Source organism: Yinghuangia sp. YIM S10712 (assembly GCF_051388935.1).
Taxonomy (GTDB): Bacteria; Actinomycetota; Actinomycetes; order Streptomycetales; family Streptomycetaceae; genus Yinghuangia.
Genome location: NZ_JBPKBI010000017.1, coordinates 16,950 through 36,501, shown reverse-complemented (window position 1 = coordinate 36,501; position 19,552 = coordinate 16,950). Strand labels below are relative to the sequence as shown.

General features: G+C 69.7%; 16 protein-coding genes. 8 read left to right on the top strand and 8 right to left on the bottom strand.

Annotation, left to right across the window (positions count from 1 at the left end; all coding sequences use genetic code 11):
- Positions 1-467: 467 nt before the first annotated feature.
- Both ACRX5W_RS26590 and ACRX5W_RS26585 read left to right on the top strand, forming a co-directional pair.
- On the top strand, positions 468-1,319 hold the full coding sequence (locus ACRX5W_RS26590) for an NAD(P)-dependent oxidoreductase (protein WP_436790855.1): 852 nt from the start codon (positions 468-470) through the stop codon (positions 1,317-1,319).
- Between the two features lie 185 nt (positions 1,320-1,504).
- Entirely contained in the window at positions 1,505-2,113 is a 609-nt protein-coding gene (locus tag ACRX5W_RS26585; RefSeq protein ID WP_436790854.1) for a hypothetical protein, read from the top strand.
- Here ACRX5W_RS26585 and ACRX5W_RS26580 read toward each other — a convergent pair.
- Positions 2,067-2,516 carry a methyltransferase domain-containing protein gene (locus ACRX5W_RS26580; RefSeq protein ID WP_436790853.1) on the bottom strand — a complete coding sequence of 150 codons (450 nt, stop codon included), beginning with the start codon at positions 2,514-2,516 and terminating at the stop codon, positions 2,067-2,069. The genes ACRX5W_RS26585 and ACRX5W_RS26580 overlap by 47 nt on opposite strands.
- A gap of 38 nt (positions 2,517-2,554) precedes the next feature.
- On the opposite strand from ACRX5W_RS26580, the gene ACRX5W_RS26575 reads away from it, so the two are divergent.
- Positions 2,555-2,854 carry a trypco2 family protein gene (locus tag ACRX5W_RS26575; protein ID WP_436790852.1) on the top strand — a complete coding sequence of 100 codons (300 nt, stop codon included), beginning with the start codon at positions 2,555-2,557 and terminating at the stop codon, positions 2,852-2,854.
- Positions 2,855-2,878: 24 nt separating this feature from the next.
- On the top strand, positions 2,879-6,487 hold the full coding sequence (locus tag ACRX5W_RS26570) for a trypsin-like peptidase domain-containing protein (protein WP_436790851.1): 3,609 nt from the start codon (positions 2,879-2,881) through the stop codon (positions 6,485-6,487).
- Between the two features lie 217 nt (positions 6,488-6,704).
- Here the strand turns inward: ACRX5W_RS26570 and ACRX5W_RS26565 are convergent, their stop codons facing one another.
- From ACRX5W_RS26565 to ACRX5W_RS26555, 3 genes are all read right to left on the bottom strand, one after another.
- Positions 6,705-9,563, bottom strand: coding sequence for a SpoIIE family protein phosphatase (locus ACRX5W_RS26565; protein ID WP_436790850.1), 2,859 nt, complete (start codon positions 9,561-9,563; stop codon positions 6,705-6,707).
- A gap of 96 nt (positions 9,564-9,659) precedes the next feature.
- Positions 9,660-10,649 carry an outer membrane protein assembly factor BamB family protein gene (locus tag ACRX5W_RS26560; protein WP_436790849.1) on the bottom strand — a complete coding sequence of 330 codons (990 nt, stop codon included), beginning with the start codon at positions 10,647-10,649 and terminating at the stop codon, positions 9,660-9,662.
- 201 nt (positions 10,650-10,850) lie between these two features.
- Entirely contained in the window at positions 10,851-11,906 is a 1,056-nt protein-coding gene (locus ACRX5W_RS26555; RefSeq protein WP_436790848.1) for a LacI family DNA-binding transcriptional regulator, read from the bottom strand.
- Positions 11,907-12,126: 220 nt separating this feature from the next.
- On the opposite strand from ACRX5W_RS26555, the gene ACRX5W_RS26550 reads away from it, so the two are divergent.
- Positions 12,127-13,047, top strand: a complete 921-nt coding sequence (locus ACRX5W_RS26550) for an alpha/beta hydrolase (protein WP_436790847.1) — start codon at positions 12,127-12,129, stop codon at positions 13,045-13,047.
- 147 nt (positions 13,048-13,194) lie between these two features.
- Positions 13,195-13,542 (top strand): alpha/beta hydrolase domain-containing protein, encoded by a 348-nt coding sequence (locus ACRX5W_RS26545; RefSeq protein WP_436790949.1) that lies wholly within the window; start codon positions 13,195-13,197, stop codon positions 13,540-13,542.
- 170 nt (positions 13,543-13,712) lie between these two features.
- Here ACRX5W_RS26545 and ACRX5W_RS26540 read toward each other — a convergent pair whose 3' ends face one another.
- The 3 genes from ACRX5W_RS26540 to ACRX5W_RS26530 are packed head-to-tail and all read right to left on the bottom strand — an operon-like array spanning position 13,713 to position 16,813.
- Entirely contained in the window at positions 13,713-15,182 is a 1,470-nt protein-coding gene (locus ACRX5W_RS26540) for an acyl-CoA reductase (protein WP_436790846.1), read from the bottom strand.
- A 9-nt stretch (positions 15,183-15,191) separates the two neighbouring features.
- Complete coding sequence (locus tag ACRX5W_RS26535) at positions 15,192-16,595, bottom strand: hypothetical protein (protein WP_436790845.1); 1,404 nt, start codon at positions 16,593-16,595, stop codon at positions 15,192-15,194.
- A 56-nt stretch (positions 16,596-16,651) separates the two neighbouring features.
- A complete protein-coding gene (locus tag ACRX5W_RS26530) occupies positions 16,652-16,813 on the bottom strand; it encodes a hypothetical protein (RefSeq protein ID WP_436790844.1) in 162 nt (53 codons plus the stop codon).
- Between the two features lie 292 nt (positions 16,814-17,105).
- Here ACRX5W_RS26530 and ACRX5W_RS26525 point away from each other — a divergent pair, with 292 nt between their 5' ends.
- A complete protein-coding gene (locus ACRX5W_RS26525) occupies positions 17,106-17,927 on the top strand; it encodes an SDR family oxidoreductase (protein ID WP_436790843.1) in 822 nt (273 codons plus the stop codon).
- A 141-nt stretch (positions 17,928-18,068) separates the two neighbouring features.
- Here ACRX5W_RS26525 and ACRX5W_RS26520 read toward each other — a convergent pair whose 3' ends face one another.
- A complete protein-coding gene (locus tag ACRX5W_RS26520; RefSeq protein WP_436790842.1) occupies positions 18,069-18,680 on the bottom strand; it encodes a TetR/AcrR family transcriptional regulator in 612 nt (203 codons plus the stop codon).
- Positions 18,681-19,006: 326 nt separating this feature from the next.
- On the opposite strand from ACRX5W_RS26520, the gene ACRX5W_RS26515 reads away from it, so the two are divergent.
- The gene (locus ACRX5W_RS26515; protein WP_436790841.1) at positions 19,007-19,420 is read left to right on the top strand and encodes a nuclear transport factor 2 family protein; all 414 of its coding nucleotides are present in this window, start codon (positions 19,007-19,009) and stop codon (positions 19,418-19,420) included.
- The last annotated feature ends 132 nt before the right edge of the window (positions 19,421-19,552 follow it).

The following is a 19,552-nucleotide window of genomic DNA, read 5'->3' as shown; positions in this document are numbered from 1 at the left end:
CACACCCCCCCCCCCCCACGACGCCGTCAGAGAACATCCCGGCTCGGCGCCGATGGTTCATTGCCTGGCCAGGTTATGGCTGTTTTCGCCGGTTGCGCACGGGATGGGCTTCGAGCTCACCGCGAGGCGAATCATGCTCCCGGAGTCACCCGCCTCCGCCTGACGGCGGGCGCGGGTGTGTCGTGCCGAGACGCGCGTGTACCGGCTCCGGGTCTGGCATGGGTTGATCGATCGACGGGTGCCGGTGCCGGAGCCGTGCGGTTGCGGCCCATCAATTTCAGGAGGCGCTCGTCTGTAAATTTTCAGGAGACTGTCTTCTGTAAATGGCGGAGCGTCGCTACAGTCCTTGTCACGAGGACGCGTGCTGCAACGCGTTCTGCGGAGTGGCCGTCAGCGCTCCGCAAGGCCTGGCGCCGGTGGGGCCGTCTGGGAAGAACGCGGCCGAACCACCGCACCGGGAGGAAGCCTTGAGGATCGGATTCATCGGAGCGGGCCGTATGGGACGGCCGATGCTCGATCGCCTGGTGGCCGCAGGACACGACGCCACCGTCCTGGTACGCCGACCCGAAGCACGGACCGCAGCCGAGGCCGACGGTCTGACCTGCGCGGACACGGTGGCGGCCACTGTCCAAGACGCCGACGCGGTGTTCGTCGTCGTGCTGACGGACGAGCAGGTCCGATCCGTGTGCCTGGGCCCCGGCGGTGCCCTGGCGGCCATGAAGACGGGGGCGACACTCGTCCAGCACACGACCTCCGATCCCGCGACTGCGCAACTGCTCGCGGAGGCGGGGGCCGAGCGCGGAATCCGCGTACTCGACGCCGCACTGTCCGGCGGCCCGCACGACATCGCTGCGGGCAGGCTCACCCTGTGGGTCGGCGGCGACGAAGCGCACCTTGACGCGACGCGGGCGTTGCTCGGGGCGTACGCCTCGCCGATCATGTTCGTCGGCCCGGCCGGCAACGGCCAGCGGGTCAAGCTCGTCAACAACGCGCTCTTCGTCGCGCAAGTGGGTCTCGCGATCGACGCGGTGCGCCTCGCGGGCTCCCAGGGGATCGACGAGCAAGCGATCCTGGCCGCCCTCCAACACGGCAGCGGCGCGAGCCGCGCACTCGGCGTCGTGGCCGGCGGCGGATCCGTCGACTCGGTCGCCGGCCGCCTGGGCGCGTTGATGCTCAAGGACGTGACCGTGGTGCGCGAGGTCGCCCGGAGCGCGGGAGCCGACCTCGGGATCATCGGCACAGTCCTGTCCTCGGACCCCGTCGAGACGAAGGTGCTCAATATGGATCACGGGCCTTCTTCGGATCGCACGCGTGAGTGAGCCCCCGCGCATCACCACGGTCCATGCCGCCGAAGTCCACGGCCATAAGGAACATCACGTGAGGGTCGAATTCTTCGGCCGCGGAAGCGTGAGCCTCCGATGGCTCATCGGCTGATGTCCCAGAGGCACGAACCGACCGATCGCGACTTTCTGATTCCCTGTCCGTGGCGCCTTGAGGAGGAATTATGGAGAAGATCATCTGGCTGTTCCACCGTGTCGGGCAACGAAGCGCCGCGAACTTCGCAGACCACTATGTGAATCATCACGCGGTGCTGGGCCGTCAACTGTGCCGCATGATGGACGGTTATTCGGTGAACATCGTCAAGGACATCGACGGCCCCAATGCAGTCACGGAGCAATGGGTGAAGAATGTCGGGGACTTCTTCGACGTCACGAAGAATTTCGATACGCCGGAGGACCGTCGCAAAATATTCGAGGACGACAGGTCTCTGATCGACCACTCCAAGACGCGGGTTTTCGTGGCCCGCGAGGAGTCGGTCATCGAAGGGAAGCTCACCGAATCCCCGCTGGGGAGCAAATCACCCGACAGCAAGATCGTCCTTTTCTATCCGAGCATCGCCGACGCCCGCCGCCATACCGTGGACGCGCGCAAAGTGGTGGACAACCATATTGACGGCGAGCTGGTGATGTCCGAGGGAGGCCGCGTCCGCATGCCGTCCGATACAGCGGTCATCCGTATGGCATGGGGCGTTGAGTCACGGGAAATGCCGGAGGGTTTGGGCGCCCTCACCGTGGACGAGTACCGGCAGATTGCTCCGCCTGCGGGGCCGTGAAAACGCAGTGTTGATGAATCGGAAGCGGAAAATCGTGCGCGGGGGCGGTCGGGTCTGCGGCGGATGCGAGCCCATGCGGATCGGGGGGCTGTCGTCCCGGTCCGATCATCTCCGCGGAGCGATCGAGCGCGTCGACCTGCTCGGCCCGTTGAGCGAGCCGCGCCGCGAACGCTCCGACGCCACAGCCGACATCCAGCACCTGCCGGACGGCTGCGGCAACGAGCGGAGCAACACCCGCCGGTAGTAAGCGTTGTGATCCCAGTCGAGCCCTTCCGGCACGGGATCGTGCCGCATGGCCTGCCGGGCGCGGGTCCGGCGCCGGGCGGGCCACGGGCTTGGGACAGGCGAACGGGGCGTGCGGATAGTCGGGCGTTGTCCAGCGCGGAGGGCCGAACTCCGGCATGCTGTGCGTGTCACTGGAACAGCTCTGAACGGGGGGCGATGATGGTCGGGCTGGGTGAGGCGATCGACGCGCTGCGGGCCGAGATCGTCGGGGCCATGACCGGGTCGGCGAACGAGCCGGTGCGGTTTCGGGTGGACTCCCTCGAATTGGAGCTCCAGGTCACGGCCACCGAGTCCGAAGGACTCGACGGCGGGGTGAAGTTCTGGCTCTTCTCCGCAGGCGGGAGCAAGAATTCGGACTCGGCGGTGGTGCACAAGGTGACGCTACAGCTGACAGCGGTGACCGCCGGGGGCGGAGAGGTGCTGACGTCGGACGACACGGACGAAACTCCGCTGTGATCGGGGCGGGTTCGCCTGACGTCCATGACGAAGGTCGACAACCCCCGCAAAGGGCGTGATCACAAGAACCCACCGGTGCCCGGCCGTTGCGTGGAGGTGCTCGCCTATCCGCCCGACGGGAAGCCGAGTTACGGCTCGGGGTACCGCGTCACCTCGTCGCTGGTCCTCACCGCAGCGCACACTCTCGCCGCGTCCGCGCGGATCGAAGTGCGGTTCGGGAAGGCGACGTTGCCCGTCGACGAGGTCGTGGAGGTCGACACCGAAGCGGACCTGGCCCTGGTGCGCCTGCCGGACGACATCGTGGCTGAACTCGTACCGCTGGCACCGGTCCGCGTCGGCGTCCTGCCCGAAGGATCCGGGCAGATCGAGGTCCGGTTCATCGGTTTTCCGCGCTTCGCCCGCCGCCCCACCGGCACGGGGCAGTTCCTGGGCGAGCAGGAGCAAGTCGACGCACGCATCCAACTGGGCTCGGGACTCAAGAGCGGGTGGTTGTCACTCGCTGTCACGTCGTCCGCGCCGCCGGAATCATCGCCTGCGCCGTCGTCCGGAGATCCGTGGGCCGGAGCCTCGGGCGCGGCTGTGTTCGCCACGTCCGGCGGGGAGTTGATCGGTGCCGTCTCGCGACGGTTGCAGACGAAGGGCACCGCGAGCCTCGACACCGCGGACCTGGGACGGCTCCCCGACACGCACCCCATCGCCGCCTGCCTCCAGGCCGAAGGCGTGCGCTGGGTCGCGCTGGCCCCCCGCCCTCAACCGCGCGCACTGCCGCCGATCCTGTCGCACACCGCGGTCCTGGAAAATCTGCGTGACGCGAGGGAGTACCTCGTCGATTCCCGGTTGGGCTTCGTCAGTCCGGGCGCAGGACGCGACGACGATCCGCACGAACTCTTCGCCTATCTGAGTGCTCCCGAGAGCAGGCACGTCCTGTTGGTCGGCGGCGTGGGAGGCGGCAAGACCCGGACGTGCTTCGAGGTCGCGGCGTTGGCGCAGTCGCGGGGCTGGAGGGTCTATCACACGGCCGAGTACGCGCGCCGCGAGATCACCAACGCGCACCTCGAAGAGAAGGCGTTCGAGGACGACACACCCGTTTTGCTCATCGTCGACAACGTCGACGACTACGCCGACCTCGACTTGGGTGCCATCCCCGGCGGCTTGGACGAGGAGGCGCAACGGCGGGGTATGACTCTGCGCCTCCTCGCCACCGCCAGGCCCAGGCAGGCGAAGCTGCTCGACCCGTCGGTCGTGAAGGAGGTGTTCCTTTCGGTCGCTCTCCGCAATGACACCGTGCACACCACCGCGATCCGGAACGCCGTCGTGCAGGCCGCAGCCCCGCGCGCCGTCGCCCGGTACGGCCTGCCCAAAGTCACCCGTCACTGTGGTCGGCGGTCCGCGCTCGCCCTGCTCATGGCACTGGATCTCGAAAGTCGCCTCGACACCGACGACAGCCCGATGCGCCTGGACGGCGTCCGTTCGCCCGGCCCCGGAAGCTGGCTCACACACGGGCTGGATCGCGACGCCCTCAAGCCGCGGGACCCTCCGCCGGACGCGATCCTCGCCGACCGAGAACCGGACCCCGAACTCGTCGCGGTCACGGCCGTGGCGGCGGCGTGCCCGCAGTCCCGCGAACACCTCCTGGCCGTGGCGGAGCGGATCCTCACCGGCTCCACGACGGACGTCGCGCGTACCGCGCAGCGGCTGCTGGACGCGCAAATCGCCCGTGGATGGCTGTTGGCCGAGCAGGCGCGCATCTGGGTCGTGCACGACCAACTCACCGACGAACTGCTGCACCGCACGCTGCTCGCCAACGACGACGCACCAGCCGCCCAGGCCTTTCTGGACACCATTCTCGATGCCTGCGCCGGTGCCGCCTCTACCTTGACGAGAGCCGCGGTGGCGCTTCGACGGTTGCACCAGGACCGGCCCGGACGCGACGCGTCCCGGCTCGGCGAAGCGTGCGCCGACTGGCTTCGCCGGAACGCGGACCGCGTCGCCGCGCTGCTGCACGGCGCTCCACCGCAGCCGGGCGCCGAATTGCTGGCCGCCCTTCTGGGTGCGCCGCCGTGGACCGCCGTCGTCCTGGAGCTGTGGGAGACGCTGGCACTGCCCTGGCTCCAGGCCCGCGGACGGCACCATGCGGCACACCGTCCGCTCGCCCTGTGCCTGCGGCGGCTCCCGTACAGCCTCGGCGCCCCCATGATCGGACCCACGCTCCGGTGGCTCGACAGATACGGAGCCGAGCCCGAGGCCGGATTCCTGATCCACGCCCTCATGGTCGTGCTCAAGCCGGCCGACGAGCACCGCGGTCACGTATTGGACGTCAGCGTACGGTGGTTGGAGGACTACGCCGAAACCTTCGAAGCAGGTCGGCTGATCGCTCTCCTGCTCCGGCGAGCTCCGACCATCGAGCCTGCCATCGCCGCGCACCACGCGGAGGCGGCACGTCGCTGGCTCGCGCGGCACGGCGGTGACATCGAAGCCTTCGCAGTACTGCGCGCCGCGCTCGACGCCCGCAACTACCGGTTCTCCGTCCCGGAAGCCGTACAGCGCGGGGAGACCTGGCTTGCCCGGCACGCCTCCGTGCCCAGGGCCGCGGACATCCTCATCCCGGTGCTCCGCGCCTGCGACTCCCTGGGCCCGGGGCTGCGGAGGTGCGCACTGACCTGGCTCGGCCTCCACGGCGAATCGGGACGGGCGGGCCTGGTCATCTCGGCGCTGCTGCAACGCCACCGAATTCTCGACGCGAAGCTACGGGCCGTGGCGCTGAACAAGGCCGCCCGGCTCCTGGACCGACAGGAGATCCGCGGCAGCACCATCAACCTCCTCGAACTGATGGTCGGCAGAGACGACCCGGAGGTGGCCACCCGGGTGGTGACGGCCGCATTGCTCTGGATCGAGCAGAACGCCGAACACCCGCGCGCCCGGATCCTGCTCGGGCGCTTGCTGGCACGCCCCGGGCTGCCGGACGAAGTGCGCCGTGTCGGTGCGGAACGCGCTCTCGCCTTCGTGCGCAGCCAACCCACCGGTGTCGATCTGGACCGGCTCCTCACCCCGCTGCTCGACGCCGACGACCCCGCGTTGGCGGCCGAAGCCAGAGCCGGATGCCTGGTCTTTCTCGAACGCTTCGGTACGCGAGCCGGCGCGTCGCATGTGCTGCGCGCGATGCTCGGCACATCCGGATTGGCGACCGAACAGGTGACGGTCCTTTTGGACCGCGCACAAGACTGGCTCGACGCGCACGACCGTGAGACCCACGCCTGGCGCGTCCTCGGGACGCTGCTCACGCGCCCGAGTCTCCCGCAGCAGGTCCGCGGGCGGACCGTCGAGCGTTCGATCGCGTGGCTCGACCTGCACCCGCACGCTCCCGAGGCAGCCGGCGTGCTGATCGGCCTCCTCAAGACGCCCGGCCTGGCGCGGGCGACCGCTGACGACGTTTACGCGGTCGCGGGACGCTGGCTGCCGAAGAACACACGGCACCGAGCCCACAGGGCCGTGGTCATGGCCCGAAACGAGGCCAAGGCCCGAGAGTCGGAACGCGCGGCCCGGAAACCCAAACGACCGCGCATGTCGGGCCGAAAGGCCAAAGCCGCCGCGTCGCGTACCGACATCCCCCGCACCGACCCGCCGGTGGACTGACTCCGGCCGGCATCGCATTCGGTAACCACTATGGTGCGCGCGGTGCCTGCGACGGCCGCGCCGGGAGGGGTTTCGCAGCTCGCGAAGTGGCGCCCCCGACAACCCGTCCGGCGCGAGATCACGTCCGGCGCGGACTGGCCCTCGGCACTTCGGCGGCCCCCGGTCGGCCTCGCGGGTCTCGGCAGGCGTGTCGCGACGCGTTCGCCCCGTGTCCGGGTCACAGGTCGTCCCACTGGTCGAGGAGCGCGTCGGTGTCCTCGGCACCTGTGTCGGTGGGGCCGTGGACGGCTTGTTCGGCCCAGATGATCTTGCCGCTCGGGGTGTAGCGGGTGCCCCAGCGCTGGGCGTACCTGGCGACCAGCAGGAGGCCGCGTCCGCCCTCGTCCGTGGCGGTGGCGCGGCGCAGATGCGGGGACGTGCTGCTGGCGTCGGAGACTTCGCAGATCAGCGTGTGGTCCTGGAGGAGGCGGACGGCGATGGGTGCGCTGCCGTAGCGGACGGCGTTGGTGACCAGTTCGCTGAGGATGAGTTCGGTGGAGAAGCCGATGTCGTCGAGGCCCCACGCGTTGAGTTGGCGTGTGCAGGCTGCGCGGATGGGGGCGACGGCGGCGGGGTCGGCGGGGACCTCCCAGGTGGCGACTTGTTCGGGGGCGAGGCGGTGGGTGCGGGCGATCAGGAGCGCGATGTCGTCGGTGGGGTGGCCGGGGACGAGTGCGTCGACGATGTCGGCGGACAGTTGTTCGGGGGTGGCTGCGGGCCCGGAGTCTCGGATGGTGGTGTGCAGGAGGTCGAGTCCGGTGCCGATGTCGCGGGTGCGGTCTTCGACGAGTCCGTCGGTGAACAGGACGACGCCGGTGGTCTCGGGCAGGACGAGGTCGGCGGTCTCGACGGGGAGGCCGGCGCCGAGGCCCAGCGGTGGGGCGACGGGGATGTCCGGGGTGGTGACGGTCCCGTCGGGCAGGAGGAGCATGGGTCCCGGGTGGCCGGCGCGGGCGGCGGTGAGGGTTCCCGCGGTGGGGTCGTAGATGGCGTAGAGGCAGGTCGCTCCGGTCATGGCGCCGATGTCGTCGGCCTCGTCGGTGTCGGTGCGTTCCTGGTCGGTGCGGGTGACCAGGTCGTCGAGGCGACCGAGGATCTCGTCCGGGGACAGGTCGAGGGCCGAGAAGTTGTGGACGGCGGTGCGCAGCCGGCCCATGGTGGCGGCGGCGTGCAGGCCGTGGCCGACCACGTCGCCGACGACCAGCGCGACGCGGGCGCCGGACAGGGGAATCACGTCGAACCAGTCGCCGCCCACACCCGACTCGGCGGGCAGGTAGCGGTACGCGACGTCGAGCGCGTCCTGCTCGGGAAGGCCGCGCGGCAGCAGGCTGCGCTGGAGGGTGACCGCCATGGCGTGCTCGCGGGTGTACCGGCGGGCGTTGTCGATGCTGACCGCGGCGCGGGCGCTGAGCTCCTCGGCGAACGCCGCGTCCTCCTCGCCGAACGCCTCCGGGGTCTGCCCGCGCCAGAACGACGCGAAGCCGAGGACGATGCCCCGTGCCCGCAACGGCACGGCGATCAGCGAATGGATGCCGTACTCCAGCAGCCGTAGGGCGTGGTCCGGGTCGTGTGAGCGCCAGTCCCAGGTCGCACCGAGTTCGGGCTCCAGCACGACGTGTCCGCCGGCCACGCGCCGGGCCGCCGGGGTCTCGTGGTCGACGACGGTTTCGAAGCCCGGCGGATACAGGGGCGCGTCCGGGTCGACGCCGTGGCAGGCGACGCGGCGGAGGCGGCCGACGATTCCCGAGGGTTCGTCGCCGCGCAGCACCTGCTCGATGAGGTCGACGGCGACGTGGTCCGCGAACCCGGGCACCGCGGCCTCCGCGAGCTCCTGCGCGGTGCGTACGACGTCCAGCGTCGTGCCGATGCGTACGCCCGCCTCGTACAGCAGCCGCAGCCGCTGCCGGGTGCTCTCCGCGCGCCCGGCGAGTTCCTCCAACTCCGTGGAGTCGCGGAGCGTCACCACGCTCCCGGCCGGGCCGCCGTGCGGCTGCGTGAGCCGCTTGTTCACGGCCAGCAGACGCTCGCCGCTCGCATGCACCTCGTCGGTCACGGGCTGCTCCGACGCCAGCAGGTCGGCCAGCGCCGGCTCCAGGCCCAACTCCCCGACCGGCCGCCCTTCCGCGTCCTCGGGGAGGTCGAGCAGGCGCCGCGCCTCGTCGTTCGCCAGCACCAGACGCTCATCGCTCCCGACGATCAGCACGCCTTCCCGCACCGCGTGCAACACGGCGTCGTGGTGCTCGTACATCCGCGTCATCTCCGCCGGGTCAAGACCCCGCGTCTGACGCCGCAGCCTCCGCGTCACCAACGCCGTACCGCCCCCCGCCAGCGCCAGCGCGGCGGCACCGCTCCCGAGCACCACCGGCAACTGCTGATTGGCTGTGTCCCGCACGCGCGCCACGCTCACCGACGCCGACACCAGTCCCACCCCTCTGTCGGTGGCATCCCTCACCGGCACGATGGTGACCACCACCTTCCCGCTCCCGGCGGAGTATGTGATGGTGGACGTCGTCCCCGTCCTGACGAACTCGTCGATTCGGGGGTCGAGGTTCTGCTGCGGCAGCGCTCGGTCGGCCCCGGCGGCTGCGGCGGCGTACACCGCCCCGCCCAGGTCCACCACCGACAAAATGTCGATACCGGAGGCCTCGCGGGCAGCCGTCACACTGGGCTGGACCACCGGGCCCGGGTCCGGAGTCTCCAACGCCTGCGCCAGACCCGGCGCGTTGGCGAAGGACTCGGCGGCGGCCGTCGTACGGTGCCGCGCGTCGCGCAGGCCATCGCGGCGGGCCTGAACCACCAGCGCCACCACCGCGACGACGATGAGCAGCACCACGATCGCCAATTCGAGCAGGAGCACCTGCCCGGCCACGCTGCGTACGCCCCACCGCCGCTTCCCGTCAAACTCTCGATGGGACGTCGGAGACCGTCGCAGGCGACGCTTCTTCGCGTGTTCCGGGACAGCAGGACCCGGCGGATGCTCCGGCGATACGTGCCTGCCGAAGCCCCACGGGCGATAGCGGCCTTCTTGGCCCTGCATTCACCCTTTTTACCATTTGTCCAACCAGCGCCACACTCGGATGTTGTCGGTCTGGTGGGCCTTCCCGGGGTCGACGCGCGGCCTCGAAGGCCAGGGTCACAGCGTCGGGCCGGTGACTGCGTACACGAGTCCGGAGTCGTCGCAGAGTATGGCGTTGCCGTCCGCGACGCACGGGCTGGTCAGGCCGAAGGCTCCCGGTCGCGACGACCACAACGGGGATCCGGTGCGCGCATCGAGCGCGGTCAGGGTCCAGGTGCCGCATACGTAGACAACGCCGTCGGCGACCGCGAGGCCGTCGCCTGCGTCGGGAAGTTCCGTACGCCAGCGCTCCCGCCCGGTCGCGGGGTCGAGCGTGAACACGGTGCCGCCGGCCGCTGTCGCGTACAGCACGCCGGCCTCCACGATCGGGGCAGCCCCCACGTACCCGCCGGTTTCGGCGTGCCACAGCATGCGGCCGGACGCGGCGTCGAACGCGCGTACGCCCAGCGCCCCGTCGGATCGCGCCAGCCCCATGCCGACGAACACCCGCCCTTGCGCCGCCGTCGGCGCGGTGAGGACCGCGCCGGCGGTGTCCGCGGTCCACCGGCGCGCGCCGGTGGCGGCGTCGACGGCGTGGATGCCTCCGGAGCAGCTCACCAGGAAAACGCCGTCGGCGAAAAGCGGCGCAGCGGCGGCGGGCAGTCCGTCCAGGGCAGCCTGCCAGCGGTCGGCCCCGGTCGCGGCGTCGCAGGCGCGCAGAGTCGTGGGGCCGGCGCCCGCGCAGACCAGGCCGTTCGCGTGCGTCGCGCTGTGGAATCCGCCTTCGGCGGCGGGCGGTCGCCGCCAGCGCACAGCGCCGGTGGCCGCGTCGACCGCGAGGAGGTCACCGCCGGTCGCGAAGACGGTGCCGTCGACGACCACGGGTGTGCAGTCGGCGATGTCGTCCGTCGGGCGTTCCCACAGCACGCGCCCGGTGGCGGAATCGAGTGCGACCAGGGCCGCGCCTCCGATGTATACGCGGCCATGCGCGGCGGCGGGCGTCACCGGGTTGGAGCCGTGGCTCTCGAACGACCAACGCACAGTGCCCTGCGGCAGCAGTGGCGTCACAGAACTTCCCATCCCTCCGGGTGGCGTGGGCTGTCGGCGGCCGTCCCGCCTGGGGCCGCAGCCCGCGACGAACACCGCCGACGTACCGAGCAGGGCCCGCAGCAACCGCCGCCGGGGCAGCGCCCGTTGCGCCGCACGCACGCGCCCCGAGGCGACGGGGTACGCGGAACCGTCCGGCGCGAAAGGCGACACGTCGGCCGATCATGCCAGGCGGCCCCGACGTGGACGACAGTCGGGCTCCGCCGCCCCCGGCCGACTGCCGATGGTGGATTCCCTGGGCACGAGGTCGACCCGGGCCGCGGTGAGGTGGTCGGGGGCGATGGGACGGTCTTCGGCGACGGCGAGCGCGAGTTCGGCGAAGTCACGGCCGAGCCCCGCGCCGTCGATGCGGACGCTGGACACCGAGGGAACGACCACTTCGGCCAAGGGCGTGTCGTCGTGCCCGATGACGGCCAGGTCGCCGGGCACGGCCAGCCCCGAGCGCAGCGCGGCCCAGATCACCGTCACGGCGATGTCGTCGTCGTACGCGGCGACCGCGCTCAGTCCGGCGGAGTGCCAGCGGCGGACCGCATCGTGGGCGCCGCCCTCGCCGACGCCGACCGGGCGGACGTCCAGCGGAGCCAGTCCGAGGCTTTCGGCCGCTCGCTGCGCCACCTCCACGCGCGTGTCGGCAAGCAGGGCGGCCCGAGGGTCCGCTGTGGTCGCGTAGCCGATCCGGCGGTGGCCCAGTTCGTACAGATGCTCGATCTGGAGCGCGGAGCCGCGATCCAGGGTGCGCAGTTGCGTGGGTGCGGGCATTTTTCCGGGAGGTGGGACGATGCGGGTGATGCCGCAGGCTCGCATCGAAGCCACTTGGTCGTCGTCGAACGGAGCCATCCCGATGACGACGTCGGGTGCCAGCAGCTCCCACAGCGGGCGTGTCCGGCGTCCGGTGTGCTGGGTGACAAGGGTGTAGCCGGCTTCGTCGAGGACGAGGGCGGCTTCGTCCAGGTGCTCGCGCATCCGGTACGCCATGGGCCAGTCCGGCAGCACGACAAGCACGACGTTGCTCCGGCCCCGGCGCAGGTCCTGCGCTCCCCGGTGCGGCCGATACCCCAGGCGGGCGGCCTCGGCCAGCACCCGCGTCCGCGTCGCCTCGGAGACCTGGCCGGGGGTGTTGCTCAGCACGTAGCCCACCGTGGCTCGGGAGACTCCCAGCGAGCGCGCGACGTCGGCCGCGGTCACGCGCCTTTCGATTCCGCTGTTCGCACGGTTCACGAGTGGAGCCTATACGGGTCTTGCACGTGCAAGTTCCGTGGGGATAGCCTCCGCCGAGATGTATTCCGTTGTTTCTCCCTCCCGTCTTCGCCTGCTCCGCGTGCTGGGCGCAGCGCCGCGGACAGGCCGGGGCCGGAAGCGAAGATGACGCGTTCGGCTTCGGGCGACGACGCATCGGCAAGCACGGCCAGGCGGCGAACGATTCTCGACAGGAGGAGACATGTCAGACGAGGGTGTGCTGGATCCATGGGTCGCGGCATGGTTGGAAACCAACGCGATACGCGTTCCGATGAAGGACATGTACACGATGGCGCGGCCCGCGCGGTCCCCCTTCCCCGTCACCCGTGAACTCGCGCAGGTGGACGACGAGATCGCAGCGGGGGTCCCGGTGCGGATCTACCGGGGCGCGGAGCGGCCCACCGGGCTGATCGTCTACTTCCACGGCGGCGCGTGGTGTGTGGGCAGCATCGGGCTGATGGACAACGTGGCACGCGAACTCGCCCACGCCACCGGGGCGGTCGTCGTATCGGTCGAGTACCGCCTCGCCCCCGAGAACCCCTTCCCGGCGGGACTGGACGACTGCGAGGCAGTGACCCGGTGGGCGTTCGCCCGCACCGCGCGGTTCGGAGTGTCCCCGGCGAACGTGCTGGTTGCCGGGGAGAGCGCCGGGGGCAACCTCGCTGCCGCGGTCACTCTCCGGCTCCGCGACAGCGCGGGGATCCGACTCGCCGGCCAGGTGCTCATCTACCCCGGTCTGGACGCGGGCACCTCGACGCTCCCCTCGCGCACCGAGTTCGCGCCGCTCACCATGCCCGACGGCGACATGGAATGGATCTGGAACGCCTACACCGGCGGCCGCGACCTCGCCGACAACCCCTACGTGGCCCCGCTGCGCGCCGAATCACTGGCCGACCTGCCGCCCGCGTACGTCGTGCTCGCGGGCTGCGACTTCCTTCGCGACGAGGGACGCCTGTACGCCGACCGACTCCGCCAGGCGGGCGTCGACGCCGAGGACGTCTGCTATCCCGGCCAGATCCACGGCTTCGTCAACCACATGTTCCCGGCCGCCTCGGACGCCTTCGACCGGATCGGAGCATGGGTCCGCTCGCGGTGCGACGCCGCGGCGGCTCAGTCCTCGTGACAGCCCGCAGCGACTGAGGAGAAGGAACGAGCAGGGAAACCGTCAGACCGGCTCTCCGGGCCCAACCGCCCGGTCGAGGCCTGCCGGCCGGAGCCTGACGTTCACCAACGCCGCGAGAGCCCCGCAACTCGGCGGCGTCTCGGTCGCATCTTCTCCCAGGCCGGCCAGGCACTCCGCGCCTCCGCCGGAACCGTCTTCGGCAAAACCCCACAAGCCGTCCTCGCCGAAGGCGAATCCCAGTCCGCGCACTTCCTCACCACCTACATCAACGCCATCGCGCCTTCGGCACGGGGCTACGGCCGACTCGGCATGCTCACCTACACCGCGGCATCAGCCTGCACAAGGATGCCCCTGGCTACCGCCACTTCGACATCCGTCCCAAACCAGTGGCGCTTTGACCGGGTCGAAGCGGACGTCGACTCGGCCTACGGCCGGATCTCCGCCCACTGGCGTACCACCGACAGACGAAGGACCAACAGATCGAGCTCTTCGTGAGGGAGCACGACGGCACACCTTCCGGGACCGGACGCAAGGTGTCGAGAAAGGCCGCTCGTGGCGGCCGAGGTTGGCGTCTCGCGTACGACCGCGCCGTTCACTGCTCACCACGTGGGCCAGTTCGGGGACGTACAGGCCGCTCGGTCCGAGGCGTCGCATTCGCGTGCCGGTCACACCGGTTCCGCGGACTGGTCGATGACCCAGCGCACCGCGCGGCGCAGGGGCTCGGTGCCGTCGTGAGGCAGGCCGAGCGTCTGGTCGGGGTCGCCCTTGTCCTGGTGGTTGATCGCGGTGCCGAGCGGGAGGGTGCGCTGGATTCCGTGCAGCGCGAGGTCTTCGCGCATCCGTTCCCGCAGCGGCTCGGGGAAGATCCCGACGGTCTGGGTCTCCTCGCTGACCCACCGGGGCACCCGGGTGATGTCGGGCACCGGGACCAGGTTGACGATGCGGTTGGCCAGGCGGTCCGCGAATTCGACCGGTTCCTCGGCCGTGCGGGAGATGACGACGCCCGCGCTGGAGGTGTCGCCGATGACCCGGTAGAACTCGTCGTCCAGCGCGATGGCCCGCAGTTCGTCCTCCAGGTCGGGATCGGGGCGCTTGGGCGCGGTGGACTCGTGCGGCGGAAGTCCGAGGAACGCGCGGTGGATCGCGTGGCCGAACGCTTCGAGGCGCGCGAGGTCCTCTTCGTCGTCGTCGCATTCGACGTACACGACCCGGGTGCTGGAGCACGCCGTCTGGTTCATGCGGCCCGCCATCAGCGCCACCCCCAGCGCCGCGTCCTGCATCGCCTCGTCGTCGTCGAGAGCCTCGTGACCGACGATCGAGATGGACAGCTTCGGGTTCATCGCGATGAGCTCGATGCCGGGGACAAGGTACTTCTGGATGTGCGTCATGGACGCCATCCCGCCCCAGGCGGTGAGCTTTTCGATCCGCGAGGGCCGGATGATCCGGCGCTCGATCTCCTCGTCCCCGCCCTTCCAGTACGCGACGGAGAAGTGCTTGGTCACCGGGTGGTCCGGGTCCAGCTCGATCATGGTGCGCAGGATCGCCGCGGCGGTGAACGGATCGTTGGACGGCGTCTTGATCAGGGTGTCGCCCTTGGTCAACGCGCCGCGGACGATGGTCAGCGCCGCGGTGACCGGCACGTTCCCGGCGATGATGTGAAGTTGCCGGGTACCGATCGCGCGGATGCGAACGGTCGACTGTCCGGGGCGGCCCTGCTCGACCCACCCGTCGAGGTACGCCTTGCCCAACTTGCGCTCGACCTGACCACTGAGCCGGTCACGGCGGAACATGGCGGGGAACTGCTCGTAGATCGGCCGAAGCACGGGCGGGGTCATCTCCCCCGCCTCCAAGGCGAGTTCGTACGCGCGCTGCATCAGCGGGTTCTTGTCGAAGACAAGGCGTTCACCGAGCTCGGCGAGGAAGTCGATGATCTCGTCGATCGGGGTGTCGTGCAGGTCGCGCAGATCGCTCGGGTCGGCCAGCACGAGTTGGTCGGCGTACTTGTGCGGGTCGGGCTGGCGGAACCGCGCGCCGGCCCGGCCGCCGAACTCGATGGCGTCGTCGCCGGGTTCGATGATGCGTCCGCGGATGACGATGGGGATGTCGAGTACCGGCGTCGTGGTGGTGGTCGTCATGTCGTCGCCTCAGGTTCCGCTCACGTAGTCCATGAAGTCGCTGTACGCCTTGGCGGTGCCGGCGCAGGTGATCTTGTCGTCGCCGCCCTCCAACTCCGAGTAGCGGACGATGTCGTCGCTGATGCGCGGGCTCTTCCAGCCGCACGCGCAGTCCTCGTCCCAGTGGATGGTGACACGGTCGCCGGAGATGAAGCCGCCCCAGTAGGTCTCGGCCAGCAGGTCGAACAGCGCCAGCCGGCCGGTGTGCACGCCCTTGCGCGGGACCGGGACAGCGTCCTCGTCGAGCACGATCGGGATTGTGTAGGGCATGAAGTGGTAGAAGTTCTCGGAGCACTTCGGTGCGGTGCCCATGCACTCGGACATGCCGTACATGCTGGCGATGCGGTCGATGCCGAAGAACCCGGTGAGCAGGTCGCGCCAGTCGTCGGGAGCGTTCTTGAACCCCTTCATGCCGCCACCCGCCATGAGGATGGAGTCCGGCGCGAACTCGCAGACGACGCCATTCTCGCGGCCCTTCAGCGCGAGGCGCACCAGATCGGCGGAGGTGCCGCCGATGCGCACTCGCTTGCCGCGGAACTCCTCGACCAATGTGGCGAACCACCGCTGGAGGTCGTCGTCGCGGTGTCGGCTCGCCTCGATGAGCTGCCGACGCTCTTCCAGGAGCCTCGGGTCGATCTCCAACTGGTCGAGCTCGCCGCGCTCCTCGGCGGCCTGGAGCCGGCCGGCGAGGGAGAGCAGGTCGGAGGAGAGGGGGTAGTCGTACAGCATGTGGCGGTTCTCGTCGCCGCCGGCCTGCACCTCGGCGAAGAGCTTGCCCATCTTCGTCATCATCTGGTGTCCGGAACGGTAACCCGCGGAGAACGTCGGGATCTTGACCTGCCGCACGTCCGTCCCGATCGCGGCGCGCATCACCTCGAAGTGCACGTTCCGCCAGGCCGGCCATTCGTCGCGGGACCTCGGGATGAAGCTCAGTTTGCCGGTGGTGCCGGTGGAGTGCCCGATGATCATGCCGTGCTCGTCCAGCCGCGTGAGCCACTCGTCGACCGAGTCCACCCCGTCCAGCGGCACGTTGCCGAGGTCGTGTCGGGTGAGGCGGCCGAGCCAGGTGGTCAGGCGCGCGAACCTGCGCTTCTCGATCAGGCTCAGCGGATAGCTCTTGTAGACCCGGTGGTCGAAGAGCAGCGGCACCGCGTCCTCGATGGTCTCGACACGATCGACACCTTGCCGGACCGCAAGCTTGTCCAGAGCCTCCACCTCAGGGCGCAACTCCGTGAACCGCTTGACGAGCGCCGCGCGTTGCGCCGCCTCGACTTCCGCGGCCGACAAGGAGAAAAGCGTCTCGAACGGTTGCTCGGTCCATGCCGCGACGTCGTCGGGATCCAACGGCATCGCGGCCGGTGTGGTCGAACTCATGGCTGTCCTCCGTGCGCTCTGGATGGGCAGAAAGTATACGAACACGTTTACTTAGGTCAATGGCCCTTGCCTGGCCCGATGACCTCCTCCCCGCCCACCCGCACGCGCGCCGGCAGGCCGTCGCAGACCGAAGCAGCCCGGATCGCCGAACGGATGCGGAAGGCGGTATTGAGCTCTTCCTCGCCCTTCGCGCCGGGCGTCGATGAGCCACTGGTCACACAGCACCACAGCCGGACTGCCTTCGATGGCCACGACGCCGCGACAGCCGTACGCCCGCTTCTCGCTTACAAAGATAGACAGCTCTATGTATCCTCTCGTTCCATGCGGCGACGGCGCCCGCGGTCGGTCAAGTTGGGCAGACGCCGCAGCCCGACGAGCGCGGCGACGTGCTTCAAGGAACCGGGTTCGACGGATGCGGTGCCGTCGGTCCGCCGCGGCATGACCGGCAGCGAATACCAGGAACAGCGACAAAGTCAGGCGTCACATCCGGCACGGCGAGGGGAAAACAACATGAGTCTGTTCGACGCGTTCCGGTTCGACGGCAAGCGGGTTCTCGTGGTGGGCGGTGCGACCGGCATGGGCGCGGCGGCGGCCGAGCTCGCGGTGGACGCAGGCGCCGATGTCGTGGTCATGGACTTCGCCGAGGTCTCCCTCCCGGAAGTCAAGGCCATTCACGTCGACCTCGCCGACGCCGCGTCGATCGACACGGCCGTCACCGAGTGCGGTGGCAAAGTGGACGTGCTGTTGTCGTGCGCCGGTGTCGCGGACGGAACCCCGGACATCGTGAAGATCAATTTCATCGGCCACCGGCACCTCATCGACCGCCTGCTCGCCGACGGCATGCTGCCGCGCGGTTCCGCGATCGGCTTCATCTCCTCGGCCGCCGGCCTCGGCTGGGAGGCGAACCTCCCGCAGCTCCAAGAGTTCCTGGCCATCACCGACTTCGACGCTGCCTCGCAGTGGGCAGCGGACAACGGCAAGGCGAACTACATGTTCAGCAAGCAGGCGGTGTGCGCGTACGTCGCCACTGAGGCGATGCCGCTACTGGGGAAGGGCATCCGCATCAACGCGATTTGCCCCGGACCGACGGACACACCACTGGCACAGGCCCACCAATGGCTCGGTTTCGGCGCCGACTTCCGGGCCGAGACCGGTATAGCGGCCCCCACGCCGCTGGACCAGTCGTACCCTCTGCTGTTCCTGTGCAGCGACGCCGCCGCGTCGATCAACGGCATCACCCTCCTCTCCGACGCGGGCTACCACAGCTCTGGTCTCAGCGGCTCCTACCCCGCTGCCACCCCGATCACGAAGTTCCTGATGGGCCGCGCCTGAACACCGACAGGAACGCCCCTTTCCCGCACCCCGCACTGTGCACCGCCGCCGCCTCGACGACGCGGCGATCCGCCGCACGGCAGGCAGTGGCCCGAGCACTCACGTCCGAGGCACAGCCTCCACCCGATGTACGCGACGGCTCTATGCGCGCAGGTAGCTGATCAGAATCTCGGCGAATGTATCCTTCGCGGCGGTGAGGTCGGCGCTCGGCGCCGTGGCCGTCACGCGCATCCCGCGCAACGCCGCCGGCAGAAGGAACCGGATCTTCTGTGTCTTCTCCGGTGACACGTCCAGGTCCTGGAAGAGGTCGTACCAGACCTCGTGCCACGCCGAGTTCGAGCGCTGATAGGCCTCGTAGGTCTTGGGGAACTCGGCGCGCAGCACCTCTGGGTCATGCGGCAAAGCGAGGCGCAGGTGGAAGACAGCCCGAGACCGGGGATGCCCGAACAGGTCCCACAACACATCCACCACACTGCACACCCGCTCGTCCAGGGTCTCGCCGGCCACCTGGAGCTTGCGGATCGCACCGAAAGACTGCGTGAGGGCGTAGTCGAGGACCGCCGCCCAGACACCGTCGGCATCACCGAACTGATGCTGGACCACGCCCCAGGTGACACCCGTCTCGCGGGCGATGACATTCGCAACCGCCGCATCCGGTCCGCCCTGCGCGAGCAACGCGATGGCCTGCTGAAGGAACCGTTCTCGCGTGGCGAGGCCCCGCCGGTTCATCTTCGTCCCTCGCGCGTTCAGCATGCGGCAACGGTACGGCAGTCTCGTACGCCCGTTTACGGGACCCTGTCCACGAACGACGCTGGGTGTGGGAACCCGGACTCCGCAGCACCCGGCTCCGGCGATCGCGTCCGAACGCCCGGCGGCAGGTGTGGACCGCGATGCAACTCATCTCCTAGTGAGATTGTCATGTCTATGTATATGCTCCCGTCTGGCGCGTCCGACTGCCTCGTGAAGGATGTGACGGACACGCCGACCGGGCCCGCGACACCGAGGTCGCCCTGAGGCCGAAAAGGCCCCGGCCAGGCAGCAACCGGCCTGCCCACACGGCAAGAATGGGAGCAGTTTGAATGAGTGAGCCCGTCCCGACGGCGGACATCCTCGCCGTCCATGACCTGGTGGCGCGCTATTGCTGGTATGTGGACGAGAACCGCGGCGAGGACTGGGCTGCTCTTTACACCGAGGACGGCATCTTCGAGGGCAGCAGGCCGGAGCCGGTCTGCGGGCGTGCGGCGCTCGCGGAGGTTCCGGGTGGCATCCACGCGCTGTACAACGGCAAGATGCGGCACCACTACGGGAATCTCTACGTGGACAGCGGAACAGACGCGAACAGCCTGACCGCCCGCTTCTACAACCAGGTCAGCGTCTGGGAAAACGGCGGTGGCGCCCTGCACGTGCTGTCGGTCAACACAGCGTCGCTCGTGCGCGCCGACACCGGAGCGCCGTGGCGGATACAACGGAACAGTGTCGTTGTCATGCGCTGAACTGGTGTTCCGCGGCGGCCTCGGCCGATGCTCTCCTCGCCCCGCCCCGCCCCGCCCCGCGCCGGGCCGACTCGCCGGCTGCTCTTGGGCGCGGGGCGACCGCCGGTGGGGGGGGGGGGGGGGGGGGGGGGG

Coding starts and splice junctions, on each gene's coding strand:
- ACRX5W_RS26515 (WP_436790841.1), top strand. CDS start 19,007: ATGAGTGAGCCCGTCCCGACGGCGGACATCCTCGCCGTCCATGACCTG.
- ACRX5W_RS26565 (WP_436790850.1), bottom strand. CDS start 9,563: ATGCAGGGCCAAGAAGGCCGCTATCGCCCGTGGGGCTTCGGCAGGCAC.
- ACRX5W_RS26540 (WP_436790846.1), bottom strand. CDS start 15,182: ATGACGACCACCACCACGACGCCGGTACTCGACATCCCCATCGTCATC.
- ACRX5W_RS26550 (WP_436790847.1), top strand. CDS start 12,127: ATGTCAGACGAGGGTGTGCTGGATCCATGGGTCGCGGCATGGTTGGAA.
- ACRX5W_RS26585 (WP_436790854.1), top strand. CDS start 1,505: ATGGAGAAGATCATCTGGCTGTTCCACCGTGTCGGGCAACGAAGCGCC.
- ACRX5W_RS26580 (WP_436790853.1), bottom strand. CDS start 2,516: ATGCCGGAGTTCGGCCCTCCGCGCTGGACAACGCCCGACTATCCGCAC.
- ACRX5W_RS26525 (WP_436790843.1), top strand. CDS start 17,106: ATGAGTCTGTTCGACGCGTTCCGGTTCGACGGCAAGCGGGTTCTCGTG.
- ACRX5W_RS26575 (WP_436790852.1), top strand. CDS start 2,555: ATGATGGTCGGGCTGGGTGAGGCGATCGACGCGCTGCGGGCCGAGATC.
- ACRX5W_RS26520 (WP_436790842.1), bottom strand. CDS start 18,680: ATGCTGAACGCGCGAGGGACGAAGATGAACCGGCGGGGCCTCGCCACG.
- ACRX5W_RS26570 (WP_436790851.1), top strand. CDS start 2,879: ATGACGAAGGTCGACAACCCCCGCAAAGGGCGTGATCACAAGAACCCA.
- ACRX5W_RS26535 (WP_436790845.1), bottom strand. CDS start 16,595: ATGAGTTCGACCACACCGGCCGCGATGCCGTTGGATCCCGACGACGTC.